Source organism: Gordonia tangerina (assembly GCF_021556435.1).
GTDB classification, from domain to species: domain Bacteria; phylum Actinomycetota; class Actinomycetes; order Mycobacteriales; family Mycobacteriaceae; genus Gordonia; species Gordonia tangerina.
Genome location: NZ_JAKGCU010000014.1, coordinates 23,138 through 41,966, shown reverse-complemented (window position 1 = coordinate 41,966; position 18,829 = coordinate 23,138). Strand labels below are relative to the sequence as shown.

16 protein-coding genes are annotated in these 18,829 nt (G+C 68.1%); 8 read left to right on the top strand and 8 right to left on the bottom strand.

The features are described from left to right. Positions 1-36: 36 nt before the first annotated feature. On the bottom strand, positions 37-1,140 hold the full coding sequence (locus L1892_RS15155) for an FUSC family protein (RefSeq protein WP_235724441.1): 1,104 nt from the start codon (positions 1,138-1,140) through the stop codon (positions 37-39). 45 nt (positions 1,141-1,185) lie between these two features. Then, positions 1,186-1,623: a DUF3151 domain-containing protein gene (locus L1892_RS15150; RefSeq protein WP_235724440.1), complete on the bottom strand. Its 438-nt coding sequence runs from the start codon at positions 1,621-1,623 to the stop codon at positions 1,186-1,188. 243 nt (positions 1,624-1,866) lie between these two features. Between L1892_RS15150 and L1892_RS15145 the strand changes: the two genes are divergently transcribed. Both L1892_RS15145 and L1892_RS15140 read left to right on the top strand, forming a co-directional pair. Further along, complete coding sequence (locus tag L1892_RS15145) at positions 1,867-3,741, top strand: Rv0361 family membrane protein (protein ID WP_235724439.1); 1,875 nt, start codon at positions 1,867-1,869, stop codon at positions 3,739-3,741. After that, the gene (locus L1892_RS15140; RefSeq protein WP_235724438.1) at positions 3,738-4,073 is read left to right on the top strand and encodes a hypothetical protein; all 336 of its coding nucleotides are present in this window, start codon (positions 3,738-3,740) and stop codon (positions 4,071-4,073) included. The genes L1892_RS15145 and L1892_RS15140 overlap by 4 nt, the downstream gene beginning before the upstream one ends. A 64-nt stretch (positions 4,074-4,137) precedes the next feature. On the opposite strand, the gene fbaA is transcribed toward L1892_RS15140, so the two are convergent. Then, entirely contained in the window at positions 4,138-5,175 is a 1,038-nt protein-coding gene (fbaA, locus tag L1892_RS15135) for a class II fructose-bisphosphate aldolase (RefSeq protein WP_235724437.1), read from the bottom strand. Between the two features lie 148 nt (positions 5,176-5,323). Here fbaA and L1892_RS15130 point away from each other — a divergent pair, with 148 nt between their 5' ends. Continuing rightward, positions 5,324-6,310, top strand: a complete 987-nt coding sequence (locus tag L1892_RS15130; RefSeq protein WP_372475100.1) for a DUF368 domain-containing protein — start codon at positions 5,324-5,326, stop codon at positions 6,308-6,310. A 57-nt stretch (positions 6,311-6,367) separates the two neighbouring features. Next, entirely contained in the window at positions 6,368-7,087 is a 720-nt protein-coding gene (locus L1892_RS15125) for a VTT domain-containing protein (RefSeq protein WP_235724435.1), read from the top strand. Positions 7,088-7,103: 16 nt separating this feature from the next. Here the strand turns inward: L1892_RS15125 and L1892_RS15120 are convergent, their stop codons facing one another. After that, a complete protein-coding gene (locus tag L1892_RS15120; protein WP_235724434.1) occupies positions 7,104-8,252 on the bottom strand; it encodes an acid phosphatase in 1,149 nt (382 codons plus the stop codon). A 114-nt stretch (positions 8,253-8,366) separates the two neighbouring features. Here L1892_RS15120 and L1892_RS15115 point away from each other — a divergent pair, with 114 nt between their 5' ends. Then, entirely contained in the window at positions 8,367-9,356 is a 990-nt protein-coding gene (locus L1892_RS15115) for an MOSC domain-containing protein (protein WP_235724433.1), read from the top strand. A 14-nt stretch (positions 9,357-9,370) separates the two neighbouring features. On the opposite strand, the gene L1892_RS15110 is transcribed toward L1892_RS15115, so the two are convergent. The 4 genes from L1892_RS15110 to L1892_RS15095 all read right to left on the bottom strand — a co-directional run bounded on the left by L1892_RS15110 (position 9,371) and on the right by L1892_RS15095 (position 12,695). Then, positions 9,371-10,036 (bottom strand): TrmH family RNA methyltransferase, encoded by a 666-nt coding sequence (locus tag L1892_RS15110; protein ID WP_235724432.1) that lies wholly within the window; start codon positions 10,034-10,036, stop codon positions 9,371-9,373. A gap of 24 nt (positions 10,037-10,060) precedes the next feature. Then, positions 10,061-10,627 (bottom strand): orotate phosphoribosyltransferase, encoded by a 567-nt coding sequence (gene pyrE / locus L1892_RS15105; RefSeq protein ID WP_235724431.1) that lies wholly within the window; start codon positions 10,625-10,627, stop codon positions 10,061-10,063. A 69-nt stretch (positions 10,628-10,696) separates the two neighbouring features. Then, positions 10,697-11,668: a TtfA family protein gene (locus L1892_RS15100; RefSeq protein ID WP_235724430.1), complete on the bottom strand. Its 972-nt coding sequence runs from the start codon at positions 11,666-11,668 to the stop codon at positions 10,697-10,699. Between the two features lie 4 nt (positions 11,669-11,672). Further along, positions 11,673-12,695 (bottom strand): D-2-hydroxyacid dehydrogenase, encoded by a 1,023-nt coding sequence (locus L1892_RS15095; protein WP_235724429.1) that lies wholly within the window; start codon positions 12,693-12,695, stop codon positions 11,673-11,675. 171 nt (positions 12,696-12,866) lie between these two features. Here L1892_RS15095 and L1892_RS15090 point away from each other — a divergent pair, with 171 nt between their 5' ends. The 3 genes from L1892_RS15090 to L1892_RS15080 are packed head-to-tail and all read left to right on the top strand — an operon-like array spanning position 12,867 to position 18,822. After that, positions 12,867-14,192, top strand: a complete 1,326-nt coding sequence (locus L1892_RS15090; protein WP_235724428.1) for an aspartate aminotransferase family protein — start codon at positions 12,867-12,869, stop codon at positions 14,190-14,192. Then, positions 14,189-17,314 (top strand): FAD-binding and (Fe-S)-binding domain-containing protein, encoded by a 3,126-nt coding sequence (locus tag L1892_RS15085; protein WP_235724427.1) that lies wholly within the window; start codon positions 14,189-14,191, stop codon positions 17,312-17,314. Before L1892_RS15090 ends, L1892_RS15085 begins: the two co-directional genes overlap by 4 nt. A gap of 2 nt (positions 17,315-17,316) precedes the next feature. After that, the gene (locus L1892_RS15080; RefSeq protein ID WP_235724426.1) at positions 17,317-18,822 is read left to right on the top strand and encodes an NAD-dependent succinate-semialdehyde dehydrogenase; all 1,506 of its coding nucleotides are present in this window, start codon (positions 17,317-17,319) and stop codon (positions 18,820-18,822) included. Positions 18,823-18,829: the final 7 nt, after the last annotated feature.

The window sequence follows — 18,829 nt, the reverse complement described above, 5'->3', positions numbered from 1 at the left end:
AAGAGTGGCGCTCCCCACGATGGGCGTGACGTGGTGTCAGCGCAGGGTGGCCGCAGCCGACGACCGCCGCAGGCCGCTGATCATCAACATGTCGATCAGCAATGAACGGAGCTCGGCCATCACCGCCGTCTCCGACAGCGAACTATGTGCGACGAGCTCGGGTTTGGCCTTGCGCGCGACGCTGCGCAGCACTCGCGCGGCATCTGCCTGGTCGGGTTCCTCGCCCGGTTTGGCGATCATCATCGCGCGAAGCACCTCGAAGGCCTCGCCGATGTCGTCGAGGATGTCGATGATGGCCGGGTCGAGCGCCTCCCCGCGCTGCGTCATGCCCAACGCGCGCCGGGCGATGATGCGGAAGTTGCGCACCGCGTTGTCGATGGGGTCGGCGGTTGCCGAGATGCGCTGAAGCCGCTCGCGCGACGTCCAGTACAGCGGGGAGATGGCGCTGACCTCTTTGCCGCCGCGCATGTCGGACCGCATCGTGTTGATGGCCTCCTGAGTGCCCCGCGCGGACGCCAGCGCGGCGAAGACCTCGGCCTCGTCCATCTCGCGCAGACCGCTCGCGAGGCGTCTCGACGCATCCCGCATCGTGGCAAGCAGGCCGGCGGCATCGCGTCGGGCCCGATGCGCCGGATTCACCGGGACCAGCGCCCCGATGAGGATGCCGATGAGACCACCGATCAGGGCGTCGATCGCACGGTGGAAGCCGCCCACGCCACCCGGCGGCAGCAACGTGGCCACCAACACCGCCGACGACGCGGCCTGCATCGGGATCAGCGGCCCGTCGTCGATGAACACCGCGATGGTCATCGCGAGTGCGACCACCACGATGATCTGCCACGTACCCGAGCCGATCACCGAGATCAGCAGATCACCGACCAAGATCCCGATGACCACACCGCTGACCAGTTCTGCCGAGCGACGCCATCGTTTGCCCAGCGACAGTCCGAGCGAGATGACGGCGGCGATGGGCGCGAAGAAGGGCTGCGGATGGCCGAACACCACCACAGCCACCCACCACGCGACCCCGGCTGCCAGCGAACACTGGATGATCGGGACGATCGACAGCCACAGTCGGCGGACGCGTCGATGCAGCGGAGTAGGCAACGCGTTGAGGCGGGCGCGCAGCCATTCGGTCACGGCGGTTGGTCGATCTCTGCGATCAGTGGTCGCGCCGGCTGTCGATCACGCCAGTCCGAGGTGCGTCACAGCGCTTGGATCACTGTCGTTGAGCAGGTCCAGGCACCGCAGGTACTCGTCCTGCTCACCGACCGCGTTGGCCGCACGGGCGAGCGCACCGACGCACCGCAGGAAACCCTGGTTCGGCTCATGGCTCCACGGCACCGGACCGAATCCCTTCCAGCCGTGTCGACGCAGCTGATCGAGTCCGCGGTGATACCCGGTGCGCGCGTACGCGTAGGCCTCGATGACCTTGCCGATGTCCGAGCCGTCCGCAGACGCCTCGAGCGCCGCATCCGCCAGGTACGCCCAGGCGATGGATGCCGTCGGGTGTGCGGCGGCGACCTGTGCGGGTGCGGTCCCGTTGAGCAGGTCCGATTCCGCCTCGTCGTCGCCGGTGAGCAGCACCGGCTGCGGGCCCAGGAGATCTCCGAAAGAAGTCACCACACCATTCAAGCACCTCGCCTCGGCGCGGGCGGAGAGCCGGCCGGTCCACTCGACCCGACTGTTGGGCGGGCCAGGCAATGCCGTCAGCAGTGTGAACCGCGCCCACCGAGTGCTGAATCGGGGGGCCATTCGCTAGGGTGAGTGGCGCGATCGGCCACGACGTATCCCCTTCGGCGGGGAACGTCGCACACTCACCGACGCCGATCAGATTCCATCCGGGGAAGCGGGGTGTAGACGACGATGCCTTCAGCACGCGACGACGGATCGTTGATCGGCCGCGCCCTGCAGGCGTGGCGTAATCGCGGTAACGACCAGGCGGCCCGACCCGGCCGTCGTGGTCCGGACGATTCCTGGGTCGACAGTACGAAGGGCGACGACGCAGCGGTGACAGACGAGACGAACAACGACGGCCTGAACGAATCCTCCTCGGATGACGCGTCGGCGAACGCGAACGAGTCAACCGACCCGACCGCTGCGGTCGACGACCAGCCCGAACGCGACCCCGTCGCGGAATCCGCAGAGGACGATGTCACGACCGGCGACACGACCGACGACGGTTCCGATGCTGAGCCCGACGCCGACGCCCACCCCTCTGATGACTCGTCGACAGACGAGGCAGCGCCGGAGGCCTCCGACGGGACCGCCGACGAAGACGAGGGCACCCCCGAGCAGCAGACCGAGGCTGAGTCGGACGCCGAATCGGCCGATGATGCCGACGACACCGAATCGGCCGATGATGCCGAGGCCGGGCCCGCGGCCCCCGAGGACGACGCGACAGCGCTCGAAGAGGCAGCCGGAAACGGCGACGAGGCCGGAGACGCCGCGGAGGACCGGTCTGAACCTGCCGACACCGAACAGTCCGACAACGAGGCGTCAGACCCAGCCGAGACGACCGACGCCGGGCCGGTGAAGACCGAGCCCACCCGGCCGAAGCCGAAGGGTGGCCGGGGCATCGACTCCGCGACCGCGGTCATCCGACGCGAGGACCTGCCCGAGATCTCCGAGCTCGAAGACCTCGACAGCATCAGCGCCGTCGACGACGCGGACACCACCGCGGCCGACGCTGACACCGAGCCGGAGGCTCCGACCGAGCGCGCGAAGCCCGGCGGTGGGATCGGGCCCACGGATTCGGCGACCACCGTCATCCGACGAGATGACCTACCCGACGATGACGAACTAGAAGACCTCGAGTCGATCGAAACGGTCGCCGCGCCGTCCCCCGCAGCCGACGGCGAGTCCGACGAAGCTCCCGCTGATGGCAATACACCCGATGACGGTGCATCCGATGCCGACGCCACCGGCGCCGAGGCCGACGCCGGCGGGACCGACGACCACAACACCGACGCCGACGACCCGACCGACGAGTGGGTCGACGTCGACGACGCTGCCGCCACCGCGAGCGACTCCGACTCCGACAGTCAGGACGACGACGAGAAGTCGGGTGCGACGAAAGCGTTCCCGGCCGCGGCCGCCGCGACCGGTGCTGCTGCCGCGGGGGCGGCCGGGGCGGCAACCACCAAGACGTCCGCAGCCGAGGGCTGGTCGACGGCCGCCCACAAGCCGGAGGTCATCCCGTCCAGAAGCGATGCGGAGCGGGCCACGACGTCCGGGTCCGCCACGTCTGGGAGCGGAAAGTCTGGGGCCGGGAAGACGGTAGCCGAGAAGTCCGGGGGCGAGAAGTCCGGCGGAGGCCGCCGATGGTGGATTGTCGCGGCGGCCGTGGTCGTCGTACTCGCAGCTGCCGGTGCGGTCTTCGGATATCTGAACCTGCGTCCCCCGGCCCCGGCCGACGAGGCCGCCGACGCCGCCGAGGAGTTCTCGACCGCTCTCTACGAGGGCGATCTGGCCACGCTGCGATCCGTCACCTGCGGCGAGCGGCATCAGTTCTACGCCTCGATCAGCGACGCGGACTTCCAGAAGATCTACGACGGTCAGAAGTCCCGTGACGAACTGGTCCGCATCGACGAGATCAAGGCGGTCAAGCTGACCGGCGAGGGCGATCAGGCGGTGGTCGAGGTGTCCGCGGTGCAGAGCGCCAACCCCGACCAGCCGCAGACAGTGACCATCAACCTGCAGAAATCCGGCGAGGAGTGGAAGGTGTGCACGCCGCAGTGACCAGCACCGGTCCTACGGAACCCCTCCGACACCAGTCGAGGTGGGTACATCACCCGAACGGTCCCGCACCGCATTCCGCTCCGCACGCTACGGCCTACCGTCGATCCGATGCGCCGCTGGCCGGTCTGCCGCTGTCGGCGGTCCCGCCGCTGCCAGAGTCCCCGGTCTTCGAACCCCAGACCCGGCCGTTGCGGATCGAGCGCCAGGCAGCCCGGCCGCTGCCGACCGCCCGACCGGCCCGCCGGCAGCGCCTCGATCCGCCGGTCGTGATGGCGGCGCTGGTCATGGCGGCGCTCGCGGTGGGCGTCGTGGTGGGGCTCGCGACCCTCTGACCATCTCCTGAACGGCCGACAGCGCCCGGCGAACCGGGCGCTGTCGAGTGGTTACGCGGGTCGTTCAGGCGCTGATGGACTTACCCACCGACTTCAGGTCGGTGCAGGCCTCCACCACACGCTCCGACATCGAGGTCTCGGCCTTCTTCGACCAGCCGCGCGGATCGTAGGTCTTCTTGTTGCCCACGTCGCCGTCAACCTTGAGCACGCCGTCATAGTTCTCGAACATGTGCCCGGCGACCGGACGGGTGTAGGCGTACTGGGTGTCGGTGTCGACGTTCATCTTCACGACGCCGTAGCTGAGGGCCTCCTCGATCTCGCTCTTCAGCGAGCCGGAACCGCCGTGGAAGACGAAGTCGAACGGCTTCGCGCCCTCAACCAGACCGAGCTTCTTGACCCCGACCTCCTGGCCGGTGTTCAGCACGTCGGGACGCAGTTTCACGTTGCCCGGCTTGTAGACGCCGTGCACGTTGCCGAAGGTCGCGGCGAGCAGGTACCGGTTACCGGTGTCGCTCGCGCCCAGCGCGTCGAGGGTCTTCTCGAAGTCCTCGGGGGTGGTGAACAGCTTGTCGTTGATCTCGTTCTCCACACCGTCTTCTTCACCGCCGACGACGCCGATCTCGATCTCCAGGATGATGTTGGCGGCGCCCGCCTTCGCGAGCAGATCTTTCGCGATCTCCAGGTTCTCGTCGAGCGGCACGGCGCTGCCATCCCACATGTGCGACTGGAACAGCGGGTTCTTCCCGGCGTCGACGCGCTCCTGCGAGATCGCGAGCAGCGGACGCACGTAGGTGTCGAGTTTGTCCTTCGGGCAGTGGTCGGTGTGCAAACCGATGGTGACGTCGTACTTGGCGGCCACCACATGCGCGAACTCGGCGAGCGCCACCGCGCCGGTGACCATATCCTTCACGCCGAGGCCGGAACCGAATTCCGCACCACCGGTGGAGAACTGGATGATGCCGTCACTGCCGGCATCGGCGAAACCCTTGATGGCTGCGTTGATCGTCGACGACGACGTGCAGTTGATCGCGGGGAACGCGTAGCCCCCCTTCTTGGCCTTGTCGAACATCTCTGCGTACTGCTCTGGAGTTGCAATGGGCATCGACGAAATCCTTCGAACGTAGGGTTCTCGCAGGCGCGAGCTGCCATCGCGTCTCAGTATGGCAGGTGCGCGGCGCGCTGTTGCGGCTGCAGGTGGACCCGCGGGCCCGGTTCCGCCGACGCTCGGCCCGCCCGGTTTGACCGTTACGATGGCAACCGTGTCGTCGTCAAAGGAGAAACCGGTACCGCAGGATCGTCCATCTCCCGACAATCACCGTCCGTCGGCCGGTGTCACCGTCGCCAACGTGGTGCGCGGCGGTCTGATGGGACTGGCCGAGACCGTGCCCGGTGTCTCCGGCGGAACGGTCGCACTGGTCACCGGCATCTACAGCCGGCTGATCGCATCGGCCAAACACGTCACCGACGTCCCGCGGGCGGTGGTCCTGCGCTCGGACTGGCGGGCCCAGATCCGCCAGGTCGACTGGTGGTTGCTCATCCCGGTCGCGATTGGCATGCTCATCGCCGTCTTCTCCATCGCCGGGGTGATGGAGACGTTCGTCACAGAGCAGCCCGTTTACTCCAAGGCACTGTTCATGGGCATGATCGCCGCCTCGGTCGCGATCCCGTTCCTCGAGGTCCGGCCCGGCGACCTCGACGGTGGCGGCGCCAAGGGCCGCGCCGCGGCAGTGTTCGCCATGATGGCTGTCGCCGTGTTCGTGCTCACCTCGCTACCGCGCAGCGAGATCGCCGATCCGCCGCTGGTCCTGGTGTTCTGCGCCGCGGCGGTGGCTGTGTGTGCGCTCGTTTTGCCCGGTGTGTCGGGTTCGTTCTTCTTGCTGGTGGTCGGCATCTACGCACCCACCATGGCCGCTGTCGACGACCGCGACCTGCAGTATCTGTCGGTTTTCGCCCTAGGCGCACTACTGGGCATCGTGACCTTCGTGCGCGTGCTCGAATGGCTGCTCGAACACCATCACACCACCGCCATGATCGCGGCCGCCGGCCTTCTGCTGGGTTCGCTACGGGCGCTGTGGCCGTGGCAGACCGACGAGGGAGGCCTGATGGGCGTCGGTGACGACTGGCCCGGTGCGCTCGGGTTGTTCGTCCTCGGTGCAGTCGTGGTGGGATTGGTGGCACTCGTCCAGCACAAGGTCTACTCCACCGACGCCGAGGCTTCGGTCACAGCCACCCCTTAGCCGACTCCCAGCGCAGAAGTACCTTCCGCTCCGGTTGCGCGAGTACATTGGTTCGTCGTGATCGACACCGCCCTTGCCACCACCACGACCAACCTCGCCTTGATGCCGGGGTTTCTGGACCCGGTGAACTTGCTGAACTCGTTTGGCACCTGGATCCTCGCCGGCCTGCTGCTGGTCGTGTTCATCGAGTCGGGGCTGCTGTTCCCGTTGTTGCCCGGCGATTCATTGCTGTTCACCGCGGGGCTGATCGTCGCCGCGAAATCCACCGACATCGAACCGTTCGCACCCCTGTGGGTGCTGCTTGTGACGATCCCGATCGCGGCATTCCTGGGCGACCAGGTCGGCTACCTCATCGGCAACCGCGTCGGATACTCGCTGTTCCGACCGAACGCAAAGGTGCTCAAAGAGCGCTATATCTTCGAGGCCCACGAGTTCTTCGAAAAGCATGGGCCCATCACGATCTTCCTGGCACGTTTCGTACCGATCGTGCGCACCTATGCCCCGCTGGTCGCGGGAGCTGCCAAAATGCGTTACCCGGTGTTCCTCACCTACAACGTGGTCGGTGCGATCGCGTGGGGCGCCGGTGTCACCCTGCTCGGATACTTCCTCGGGCAGATCGCGTTCATCCGCGACAACATCGACATCATCTTCCTGCTGATCGTGTTCGTCTCGGTGGTCCCGATCATCGCGGAGGTCGTCAAGCGGTTCCTGCGTTCTCGCAAGCCGGTCGTCGAGGAAACGCTCGAGGTGGAGACGCCGGAGAAGCGGACCTCATAGGCTTCCGCGCGGGCGGCTACGGGGTGTAGGCGTACGCCGCAGCCAGATCGATCCGCAGCCACCCGCCGTCGCTGCCCGACTTGTCGAGCGGATAGCCGGGGTCGATCGCGGTCCGCTGCAAGATGTCGAGACGCTGCGCGTCGGTCAGACCCGGGAATCGGCTCGCGAGCAGCGCCGCCGCCGACGCGGGGATCTGGTTGCGCTGAGCCGGCGCCGTCTTGTCGAAGCCGTAGGTCATCATCCGCCGATGCTCCGCCACCGCCTGCTGGGTGCTCATGTACGGGGTGTCCGCGGCGATGAATCGCGTCAACGATCCGCCGACGGCACGTTCGAGTTCGGCACGAAGCTGACGTCCCGCCTGGTCGACGAGGGACCGGAAGGCCGGATCGGACAGTCGTGCCGAGGCGAGGTCGGTCGCCAGGATCCGTCCACCCATCACGTCGAGCGGGTAGTGCACACCGAGCACGATGCGGCCCAGGCCGATCTCACCGGCACGGGCGATGATCTGTGGGCCGAGTTCGGGCAGCCAATACGCCAGCAGTCCGCCGAACAGGTAACCCATGCTGGTGTGTCCGGACGGATAGGAGCCGTTCCCGCCGAGGTCGGCGTAGAGGTCCTCGCCCGGCCGGTTGTAGCGCTCGATCTTTCCGGGCGCCACCACGAACGGACGCGGGTTGCCGAAGATCTCCTTCTCGATCAGGGTGGTGCCGAGCGGGAGCATGGCGCGTGCCGTGTAGCCCTCGGTGAGCGCGGCGACCTTCGGCACCCGGCCGTCGGCGAGCAGCTTGCGGAAGACCGGCCCGAGCCGCTTCCCGAGCGCTTCGGACAACGAGGTCAACCGATCGTCGTAGTTGATCGCGATCGCGTCGGCCTGCTGGGCCGGGGTGGCCGAGTTGTTGATCCGGATGACGGTGCGCAGATTCTGGTCGATGATGTCGGGGCGCTGTTCACGCAGAACATCGAAGCCGTCCAGGACCGGCACGTACGTCCCGCCCGGCGGATAGTCCGACGGGTACGGTCCGATGAGCTGGGCGGGTGTGAACGCCGCCGGCGCCGCCACCGGGGTGGGCGCGGCCGCGGCGACTCCCCCGGAGACGAGACCGAGACCGAGAGTCAGAGCAGTCAGTACGGAGATGAGCGCGGGGCGTAGGCGCGAGGTCGACACGGGTGATCACTCTTCCGTCCCGGACGTTGGTTGCGCAAGTGAACGATCGGTTACCGTGGGCGCGACCCACCGCCGCGGGCACAGTTGCGGGCAATCGCCGGAGAGCAGGGACCGATGAGCAGCACACCGTGTCGTATCACCGAGTTGTGGCGCCATCCAGTGAAGTCGATGGGTGGCGAGTCGCTCGAGTCGCTCGAGTTGAGACCCCTTGGGGTACATGGTGATCGGCTGTGGGCCCTGCATGATGTCGAACGCGACACCACCATCTCGGCTCGACGGCTGCCCGCCGTCTTGGGATTCTCCGCGCGGTTCGCGGCGCCACCCGGCCCCGACGCGGGCCCGGGGCGGGTACCGGCGGTGATCCTCACCGCTCCCGACGGCTCGGAGCATCACAGCGACGACCCGCAGATCCATTCCGCCGTGTCCGCGCGACTCGACCGCGATGTCCGCCTGATCCCCCTGCCCGACGATCCGCGCGCGCACCGGCTGTCGTGGCGCGAGCGGATGACGTCGCTGACCCCGGGGGCGCTCGCCCGCGATCTGGGTATCGCGTCCGACGAGAAGCTGCCGAAGGTCTCCGACATGAATGCCCGCGCGCTGTCGACGTTGACCCGCAACGCCACCCCGCCGGGTACGTTCGTCGATCTGTGTCCGGTGCATATCATCACCGAGACGAGCGTGGCCACCATCGCCGCCGCGATGGGTGTCGAGCACCTCGATCCCCGACGGTTCCGGCCGAACCTGATACTCGCCGGCGACTTCGGCGCCGACGGCCTCCCGGAGGCCCGGTGGCCCGACGCCACCCTGGACCTGGGTGACGCACGCATGCGCGTGGTGATGCGGACGGTGCGCTGCGTGGTGCCCAGCCGGGCACATGTGGGCCTACCGGTGGAGGCCGGTCTGACCCGTGCGGTCGCCACGACCGCCGACCGCTACCTCGGCGTGTATGCCGACGTCATCCGGTCGGGCCGGGTCCGGGTGGGCGACTCGTTGACGATCACGCCGCCGAGCCCACCGTCGGCGCCACGACGACTGGCCCGGCGCGGCCGCGTGCTGGCCTTCGACTCCGCCAACCGGGTCGCCGAGTTGCTGCGTCGCGGCTGACGCATCGGCGCCGCCTACCACGCCGTCCCGAGATCGGCATGCTGACGCACCCAGGCGTGCATCGTAATCCCGGCCGCCACACCGGCATTGATGCTGCGGGTGGAGCCGAACTGGGCGATCGAAACGGTGAGGTCGGCGTGGGTCTGGGCGTCGTCGCTGACTCCGGGGCCCTCCTGCCCGAACAGCAGCACACAGTCGCGCGGCAGGTCTGCCGTCTCGAGGCGAACCGCACCCGGCGTGTTGTCCACGGCGACCACGGCGAGTCCCTCGGCTCGCGCCCAGTCGATCAGCTCGGCCACCGAATCATGGTGCATCAGATGCTGATAGCGATCGGTGACCATCGCGCCGCGCCGATTCCACCGCCGTCGGCCGACGATGTGCACCGCCGCCGCCGCGAAGGCGTTGGCGGTGCGTACCACGGTGCCGATGTTGGCATCGTGGGCAAAGTTCTCGATGGCCACGTGGAAGGGGTGACGCCGGGAGTCGATGTCGGCGACGATGGCGTCGCGCGTCCAGTACCGGTAGGCGTCGACCACGTTGCGGGTGTCGCCGTCGGCGAGCAGCTCGGGGTCGTAGCGTGCGTCGGTGGGGGCCGGGGCGTCGTGTTCGGCGATCCACGGCCCCACTCCGACCGACGGCGTCGACCGCGGTTGCCACTCGGTGGGTCCGGTTTCCTCCACGGTCGTAAGTCGCTCCACTCGGGCCTAGCCGAGGCCGAGATCGGGCAAGCCGAGCAACGACCGGTAGGGCACCCCGAGGGCGGAAATCACCTCGTCGGCACCGGTCGCCCGGTCCACCACGGTGGCCACTCCGATGACCGTGGCGCCGGCCTCCCGCGCGGCCTCGACCGCAGCAGACGGCGAGGCACCGGTGGTGGAAGTGTCCTCGACGACGAGCACAGCGCGCCCGGCGATATCGGGACCTTCGATACGGCGTTGCATGCCGTGGGTCTTGGTGGCCTTGCGCACCACGAAGGCGTCGATGGCCGGGCCGTCGGCGTGCATGATCGACGTGGCGACCGGGTCCGCCCCCAAGGTGAGGCCACCGACCGCGTCATACGACCAGTCGGAGGTGAGTTCGCGCATCAGCTGCCCGATGAGCCGCGACGCCTCGTGGTGCAGCGTGGCTCGCCGCAGATCCACGTAGTAGTCGGCTTGTTTGCCCGACGACAACGTCACCCGTCCGTGCACGACGGCCAGGTCGGTGACCAGTTCGGCCAGGCGGGTTCGGGCGCGGTCGTCGACGGTGGGTGCGGACGCTGACGAAGACATGACGCTGCTCATTTCTGCAAGTGGTGGACGGTCACGGGTGCGCCGACGCGCGCCGCGAGGCCGACGACATCAGCCTTTGCGGTGACGGTTGGGGCGATCGGAGGGAGGGGTGGCGCCCGGCGGCATGTCGTAGGGACGACGCCCGTCAGGTCCCGGCCGACGCACAGGCATCGGTTGCATGCGCCGTCCGGGTGCCGATTCCGGAGTTTGACTCCAGGCTCGTGTCGGCGCGGGTGACACCTCGTCACCCTCGGCGGTCGACGGCTCGGGCGCCGCGGTGGGTGGCTGGTGCGGGGCGGCAGCAGCTGCGGGTTTGTCGGCCTCGATCCGCGCGCGGCGCTGCTTGTCGCGCATCGACTCGGTCTTCTCGTCGGCCAGTTCGGCGCGTGTGGGGCCGTGCGGGTCGCGGGGGTCCGGGGCATCCTGCGGATCGACCAGTGGGGGTAGCACGCGCAACAGATCAGCGAACCGGCGGACCACCTCGAGCCCGGTGTCGAGCTGAGCGTCTTCGGTGGTCAGCGGCATCGAGCCGAGCACCCAGTTGCCCTCGTTCCACAGCACCTCGATGAACGGCGGGGCGTTGTTGGCCAACGCCACCATGCGCCGATCGCAGACACGACGCGCCACGTCGAGATTGTTGGAGAACATCACACGCGGCCCCATCGCGCCCAGCAGCTCCACGTCTTCTTCGGCCGGCGCCAGGACGTCCTCGTGGCGGAGGTCGATCACGACCGGGGACGGGGTCGAGCGCCGTACCGCGACCACGGTGGCCGTTTCGGCGAGGTCGAACACCGCCGCCTCGGTGCCGGCGTAGTGCCCGTATGCGACGTCCTGCACTGCCACACGGTCGGGCACGTTCATCGTCGCGCGGTGAAAGACCTTGCGCAGCTTGGTGTCCGTTTCACGGAACTTGAACTCGTGCTGGTCCCCCCAGACCGCTCGCCGATGCCGCACAGCACTCGCACGCTGCCGGTCGAGCCACAACAGGGCGACCGCACCGGCGAGTGCCAACACGGCGATCACGAAATACACAATGGTCATCGCGCTACAGCCTACTATCGCCGCCGGTGCGTGTAGCGCCGGCGACATAACCCCGGTCCTTGTCGACGACGTTGCCGAGCACCTCGGCCGGCGGTACGGACGCATCGAGGTAGCGCCGCAGGTTCGTGAGGAACTGTTCGGCGAGTACGTCGCGCCATCCGACGACGTCACCGCTCATGTGCGGGGAGATGGCGACGTTCTCCATCGCCCACAGCGGGCTCGACGGGTCGAGCGGTTCGTCGGTGAACACGTCGAGCGAGGCCGCACCGATGTCGCCGGACCGCAGTGCGTCGATCAAGGCCGGTTCGTCGACAAGCTGACCGCGCCCGACGTTGATGAGGTGCGCATCCGACCGCATCGCAGACAGCACGGCGGCGTTGATCATCCGCTCGGTCTGCGGGGTCAACGGGGCGATCGCGACCACGGTGTCGAATCCGCCGACGTGCTCGGCGAGGTCATCGGTGGGCACGACGGTGCCGAAGTCGGGGTCGTCGGACCGTGCGGTCCGTCCCGCTCCGGTCACCCGAATCCCGACGGCCTTCAACAGCCGAGCGGTGGCGCGACCGATGCCGCCGGTACCGATCACCAACGCCGAGGAGCCCTCGGTGCGCGCGGTCTCCCGATGCTGCCAGGTACGCTGCTCCTGAAATCGCTTGGAGATGTGTAACTGCTTGTCACGCGCGAGGATCGAGGCAAGTACGAACTCGGCGATCGGGCGGTCGAATACCCCCGCGGCGTTGGTGACGACGATGTCAGAGCGACGCAGATCGTCGAACAACAGCGAGTCGACGCCGGCGGCGCATACGTGCACCCAACGGAGATCGGCGGTCGCGGGACCCCAATTGTCCTTCAGCGCACGGGAAAAGAAGTCCCACACGAGCAGCACATCGGCTCCGGTCAGCGCCGCGGGCAAGGTCTGCGCGGTGCAGGGTCGGATGGTGGCGAGCTCCGAGATCTCATCGAGGTTGGCGGGCTCCGGGACGCCGTCGGCCCCGAGGATCGCGATGGTCGGTCGTTGTGTGGCCACGCCTCACCGTAACCAGGCGCCGCGGTTCTGGCCGCACCTATGGGTTCTGGCCGCAGTTCGGACGCCAAGCCGGAATCCGGAACTGCGGCCGGAAACCCTCCTCTGCACGCGCCGGACCAGGGACGATGTCTAATTGTTGACAATCCGACGATCGACCGTCACCGTGTACGCATGACCGTCACTGCCGAAGCCATGAACACCGCCCAAACCGCATCGCTGAGCCCCGCGCTCAAACAGGCCACGCCCGTCGTCGTCGACCATGCGCAGGGCTCGTGGATCCGCGGAACCGACGGCAACGACTACCTCGACTTCACCACCGGTATCGGCGTCACCAGTACCGGTCACTGCCACCCGCGCGTGGTCGCCGCAGCGCAGGAGCAGTGCACCAAGATCATCCATGCCCAGTACACGACGGTGATGCATCAGCCGCTGCTCGAACTGACCGAGAAGCTCGGTGGCGTGCTACCCCTGGGTCTCGATTCGGTCTTCTACGCCAACTCCGGATCGGAGGCCGTCGAGGCCGCCATCCGGTTGGCCCGGATGGCCACCGCCCGACCCAACATCATCGTCTTCCAGGGCGGTTTCCACGGCCGCACCGTCGCCGCGGCCAGCCTCACCACAGCGGGCACCCGCTTCTCGGCCGGGTTCTCACCGCTCATGTCCGGCGTGCACATGTCACCGTTCCCGTATGCCTACCGCTACGGCTGGGGCACCGACGCCGCCGTCGACTTCGCGCTGCGCGAGCTCGACTACCTGCTGCAGTCACGCGTCGCACCCAACGACACCGCCGCGTTCCTCATCGAACCGGTGCTCGGCGATGGCGGCTACCTACCGACCCCACCGCGATTCCTGGAGGGTCTGCGTGAACGCGCGGATCGCCACGGCATCCTGTTCATCCTCGACGAGGTACAAGCCGGCTTCGGCCGCACCGGCAAGTTCTGGGGACATCAGCACGCATCGGATCTGACTCCCGACATCCTCATCACCGCCAAGGGCCTGGCCTCGGGCTTTCCCATCTCGGCCATCGCCGCCTCCACCGAACTGATGAGCAAGGCGTGGCCGGGGTCGCAGGGCGGCACCTACGGCGGCAACGCCGTCGCCGCGGCCGCCGCCGTGGCCACCATCGACGTCATCCGCGACGAGAATCTGGTGGAGAACGCCCGGGTCCGGGGCGAGCAACTGCTCACCGGGCTGCAGGAGATCGCCGGGCGCTTCGACGCGATCGGCGATGTCCGGGGGCTTGGCCTGATGACCGGAATCGAGTTCGTCAAGACAGACGCCGCCGACGTGCCGGTGCCCGATGCCGCGGCCGCCGCGGCGGTTCAGCAGGCCACCACCCGGCACGGCCTACTCACTCTCACCTGCGGGCCCGCCGGCAACGTGGTGCGCCTGATCCCGGCGCTGGTGGTGACCGAGGACGAGATCGCCCTAGGACTGGAACGATTCGCCGCAACGCTGTCCGATGTGTTCGCAGACGATACGCTCGGACAGAGATGACCGATGTCAGCACCAGGGGGCCGGCAGCCACCGGAGATGTAGACGTCTCCGGTGAACTCGCCGCGCTCGGTCTCGAGGTCGATGCGTCCTCCCGCCGACGTGCCGAATACTCCTACGACGCTTCCAATTACCGGATTCGTCCGATTGCGGTGGTTTTTCCGCACACCGACGTCGACGTCGCGCGTACCGCGGCGTACTGCCACGCGCACGGCATCCCGCTCATCGCGCGTGGCGGCGGGACGTCGATGGGCGGCAACGCCATCGGCACCGGCGTCGTCATCGACCTCTCCCGGCACATGGATCGGTTGCGCGCCGTCGATGCCGCATCGGGCACCGCCGTCGCCGAGAGCGGGATAGTCCTCACGTCACTGGCCGCACAGGCCAAGGCGGCCACCGACGGTCGGCTGACGTTCGCACCCGACCCATCGTCGGCGTCACGTGCGACTCTCGGCGGTGCCATCGGCAACGATGCGTGCGGCAACCACTCGGTCCGGCACGGCCGTACCACCGATCATGTCGAGGAGCTCTACCTCGTCACGGCCGACGGGCTGCGGCTCACCGCAACCCGCACCGGCATCCATGCCACCGATCCGGACGATGCCGAAGCCGCGGCACGTGCGGTCGATCTCACCGAGCAGCTGCGCGATCTCACAACCCGCAACCTCGCCATCCTGCGCACCGACCTGGAGACCATCCCGCGGCAGGTGTCGGGATACCACCTGTCGAAGATGCTGCCGGAGAACGGTTTCGACATAGCTCGCGCCCTGGTTGGCAGCGAGGGCACCTGCGCACTGGTGGTGGCCGCCCGGGTACGGCTGGTGCCGGTCGCCACCAGTCCACTGTTGCTGTGCGTCGGCTACCCCAGCGTCAGCGACGCCGCCCGCGATGTGCCCGCCATCCTGCCGTACGCACCGTCGGCGGTGGAGGGCATCGACCGCAAGATCGTCGCGACGATGGCCGCCCGCCGTGGTCGCGACACGGTGAGCGCGTTGCCCGGCATCTCCGACCGCGAGTGCACCGCCTGGCTGTTCATCGACCTCGACGAGCACAGCGCCGCACAGAAATCCGAGACCAACGTGACGGCCACCGCGAAGCGACTGCTCGATGAGCTCCGGGCCGGCGGGCGGATGATCGCCGGCACCACGGTGCCCGATCCAGTGACCCGCAAGACGCTCTGGCGGGTCCGCGAGGACGGTGCGGGACTCTCGTCACGCCTGGCCGACCCCGATGACGACAACGTCGACAGCGGTTACGAGTCCTGGCCCGGCTGGGAGGATGCCGCGGTCGCCCCGGACCGACTGGCCGACTATCTCGACGACTTCACCGGCCTTCTCGATCGGCACGGGCTCACCGGGGTGATGTACGGGCACTTCGGCGCCGGTTGCATGCACGTACGCATCACCTTCGATCTGCGCACCGCCGACGGCCGGGCGACCATGGACAGGTTCTGCAACGACGCCGCTCATCTCGTTGTGGCCCATGGTGGTTCGCTGTCCGGTGAACACGGCGACGGCCGGGCACGATCGGCTCTTCTCCCGGTGATGTACTCCCCCGCCATGCTCAGCGCCTTCGCGGAATTCAAGCGGATCTGGGATCCCACCGGCACGCTCAACCCCGGCTCCATCGTCGATCCGCCGCCGATCACCGCCGACCTCGCGCTCGCCGACGTCCCGGCCCGCACCTGGTCGACCATGTTCGATCTCGGCACCCCCGATCCCACACAGGCTGCCCCGAGCAGTGGCGTCGGGACCGACCCGGGGCTCGACCCGTTCGTGCACGCCGTCCAGGGCTGTATCGGGGTCGGGCGGTGCCGCGCGTCGTCGGGCGGCGTGATGTGCCCCAGCTATCGCGCCACCCGCGACGAGAAGGACTCCACGCGCGGCCGTGCGCGAGTGCTGCAGGACATGGTGCGCACCGCCCCCGACGTCGAATCCGGCTGGCAGTCCACCGATGTCGCCGATGCCCTCGACCTGTGCCTGTCGTGCAAGGCGTGCTCCACCGACTGCCCCACCGGTGTCGACATGGCGACCTACAAGTCGGAGTTCCTCCACCATCACTACGCCGGGCGTCGGCGACCACTGTCGCACTACTCCCTGGGTTGGATGCCGGCCTGGCTGGGCGTCGCCGGTGCGCTGGCACCGATGATCAATGCGAGCCTGCGCAGTCCGCTGCGCCGCGTGGCCGCCCGGGCCGGGGGACTCGACCCGCGCCGCAGCATGCCCCGCTTCGCACGTCGACGCGATCGGCGGCGTCATCTGGGCGCACTGCCCGACGTCGGTTCCACCTCCGACGTCATCTTGTTCATCGATTCGTTCACGCAGGCATTCCGGCCGCAGGTCGCCACGGCCGCCGCCGACGTCCTCGGTGCCACCGGCGCACAGGTCGGCTGCCACGCGGACAACTGCTGTGCCCTCACCTGGATCTCCACCGGGCAGCTCAAGCACGCGCGAAAAGTGTTGACGCGCACTGCCGACGCTCTCGACGACGGCACCGATCGGCCGATCGTGCTACCCGAACCCAGTTGCGCCGCAGCGCTACGCAAGGACCTCCCGGAACTCGTCCACACCGATGCGGCGCGACGGGTGTCGAAGCGGGTGCACAGCTTCGCCGACTATCTCCCGACGCTCATCGAGCAGGGGTGGACGCCGATCGGACTACCCGAATCGGTGACGCTGCAGACGCATTGCCACGAGTACGCGGTGTTCGGCGCGCGCACCGGCGCGACGGTGCTGGAATCACTCGGCGTGCAGGTGCACACCTCCGACGGATGCTGCGGCGTCGCCGGGAACTTCGGATTCGAGCGTGGGCACTACGAGGTGAGTGTCGCGGTCGCCGAGAACGCCCTGGCACCCGCGTTGCGTTCGGCACCCGAGCGCCCGGTGATCACCGACGGGTTCAGTTGTGCGATGTCGGTGGACCACCTATCCGCGACCGACCCAGAGATTCGTTCCGCCGGACTTCATCTCGCCGAACTCCTCACCCGCTCCCCCGTACCTCCCCGCGCGCCGACAGAACCCCAGAACGCGCCGAGCGAACCTCCCGCAGCGTCGACAGAACCCCGATATCCGTCGACGGAATCCGATCCCTCATCGACAGCACCCGACAACCAGGAAGGAGCGTGACCATGACGGCCACCATCCCCACCACGGACGCCGCGCAGGCCATCGCGCGCCTGCACACCGACCTGTTCATCGACGGCCAATGGCGACCCGCCGCCTCGGGTGCCACCTTCACGGTGGAGAATCCCGCCACCGGTGCGCCGCTGACGGTGGTCGCCGACGGTTCCGCCGACGACGCGCGTCTGGCCCTGGCAGCCGCCGCCGCACACCAGGCCGATTGGGCGGCGACCTCACCGCGCTCCCGCAGCGAGATCCTATATCGCGCTTATCAGATCATCATGGATCGCGTCGACGAGATCGCCGCGGTGATGACCGCCGAGATGGGCAAACCACTGGCCGAGGCCAAGGGCGAGGTCGCCTACGGCGCCGAGTTCTTCCGCTGGTTCGCCGAAGAAGCCGTGCGCATCGGCGGCGACCACACCGTCACCGGCGACGGCAACAACCGGGTCGTGGTCAGCAAACAGCCCGTCGGCCCGTGCATCCTGATCACCCCCTGGAACTTCCCCCTCGCCATGGGAACCCGCAAGATCGGTCCGGCCGTCGCGGCGGGCTGCACGATGGTGTTCAAACCGGCCGAGCTGACGCCACTGACCGCGTTGCTGCTCACCGACATTCTGCGCGAGGCCGGCCTACCCGACGGTGTCCTCAATGTGGTGACCACCACCGACCCCGGTGCCGTGGTGGGTGAATGGATGACGTCGGGCGATGCCCGCAAGGTCAGCTTCACCGGGTCCACCGAGGTCGGCAAGATCCTGCTCGGCCAAGCCGCGGGCACGGTGATGCGCACGTCGATGGAACTCGGCGGCAACGCCCCGTTCATCGTGTGCGCCGACGCCGATGTCGACCGGGCCATTGACGGCGTGATGGTGGCCAAGATGCGCAACATGGGCCAGGCCTGCACCGCGGCCAATCGGATCTTTGTGCACCGCGACGTGCTCGACGCCTTCACCGACAAACTGTCGGCACGTATGGGCGGGCTCGTCGTCGGCGACGGCGCCGCCGTCGGCACCCAGGTGGGTCCGCTCGTCGAGCAGAAGGCCACCGACAAGGTCACCACCCTCGTCGACGACGCACTCGAGCGTGGCGCCCGCATCGTCTGCGGCGGTGAGCGACCGGATGGACCCGGGCATTTCTATCCGCCCACCGTGCTGACCGATGTGGATCCGGCCGCCGACCTCATGCACACCGAGATCTTCGGCCCGGTGGCAGCGATCATCCCGTTCGGCACCGCCGGCGGTGACGCGAAGTCCGATGACGACGAGGTGCTGCGGTTGGCCAACGACACCCCGTGGGGCCTGGTCGGTTACCTCTACACCCAGGACATCGACCGAGCCGACCGGTTGTCGACGGATCTGCAGGTCGGCATGGTGGGTGTCAACACCGGCCTGGTCTCCAATCCGGCGGCACCGTTCGGCGGCATAAAACAGTCCGGCCTCGGCCGTGAGGGCGGTCGACTCGGCATCGAGGAGTTTCTCGACATAAAGTATGTCTCGCGGCCTATCGCCCGCTGACACACCA

Excerpts from the sequence above, each read along its gene's own strand:
- L1892_RS15145 (WP_235724439.1), top strand. The coding sequence starts at position 1,867 with ATGCCTTCAGCACGCGACGACGGATCGTTGATCGGCCGCGCCCTGCAG.
- fbaA (WP_235724437.1), bottom strand. The coding sequence starts at position 5,175 with ATGCCCATTGCAACTCCAGAGCAGTACGCAGAGATGTTCGACAAGGCC.
- L1892_RS15130 (WP_372475100.1), top strand. The coding sequence starts at position 5,324 with ATGGCAACCGTGTCGTCGTCAAAGGAGAAACCGGTACCGCAGGATCGT.
- L1892_RS15115 (WP_235724433.1), top strand. The coding sequence starts at position 8,367 with ATGAGCAGCACACCGTGTCGTATCACCGAGTTGTGGCGCCATCCAGTG.
- pyrE (WP_235724431.1), bottom strand. The coding sequence starts at position 10,627 with ATGTCTTCGTCAGCGTCCGCACCCACCGTCGACGACCGCGCCCGAACC.
- L1892_RS15100 (WP_235724430.1), bottom strand. The coding sequence starts at position 11,668 with ATGACCATTGTGTATTTCGTGATCGCCGTGTTGGCACTCGCCGGTGCG.
- L1892_RS15090 (WP_235724428.1), top strand. The coding sequence starts at position 12,867 with ATGACCGTCACTGCCGAAGCCATGAACACCGCCCAAACCGCATCGCTG.
- L1892_RS15085 (WP_235724427.1), top strand. The coding sequence starts at position 14,189 with ATGACCGATGTCAGCACCAGGGGGCCGGCAGCCACCGGAGATGTAGAC.
- L1892_RS15080 (WP_235724426.1), top strand. The coding sequence starts at position 17,317 with ATGACGGCCACCATCCCCACCACGGACGCCGCGCAGGCCATCGCGCGC.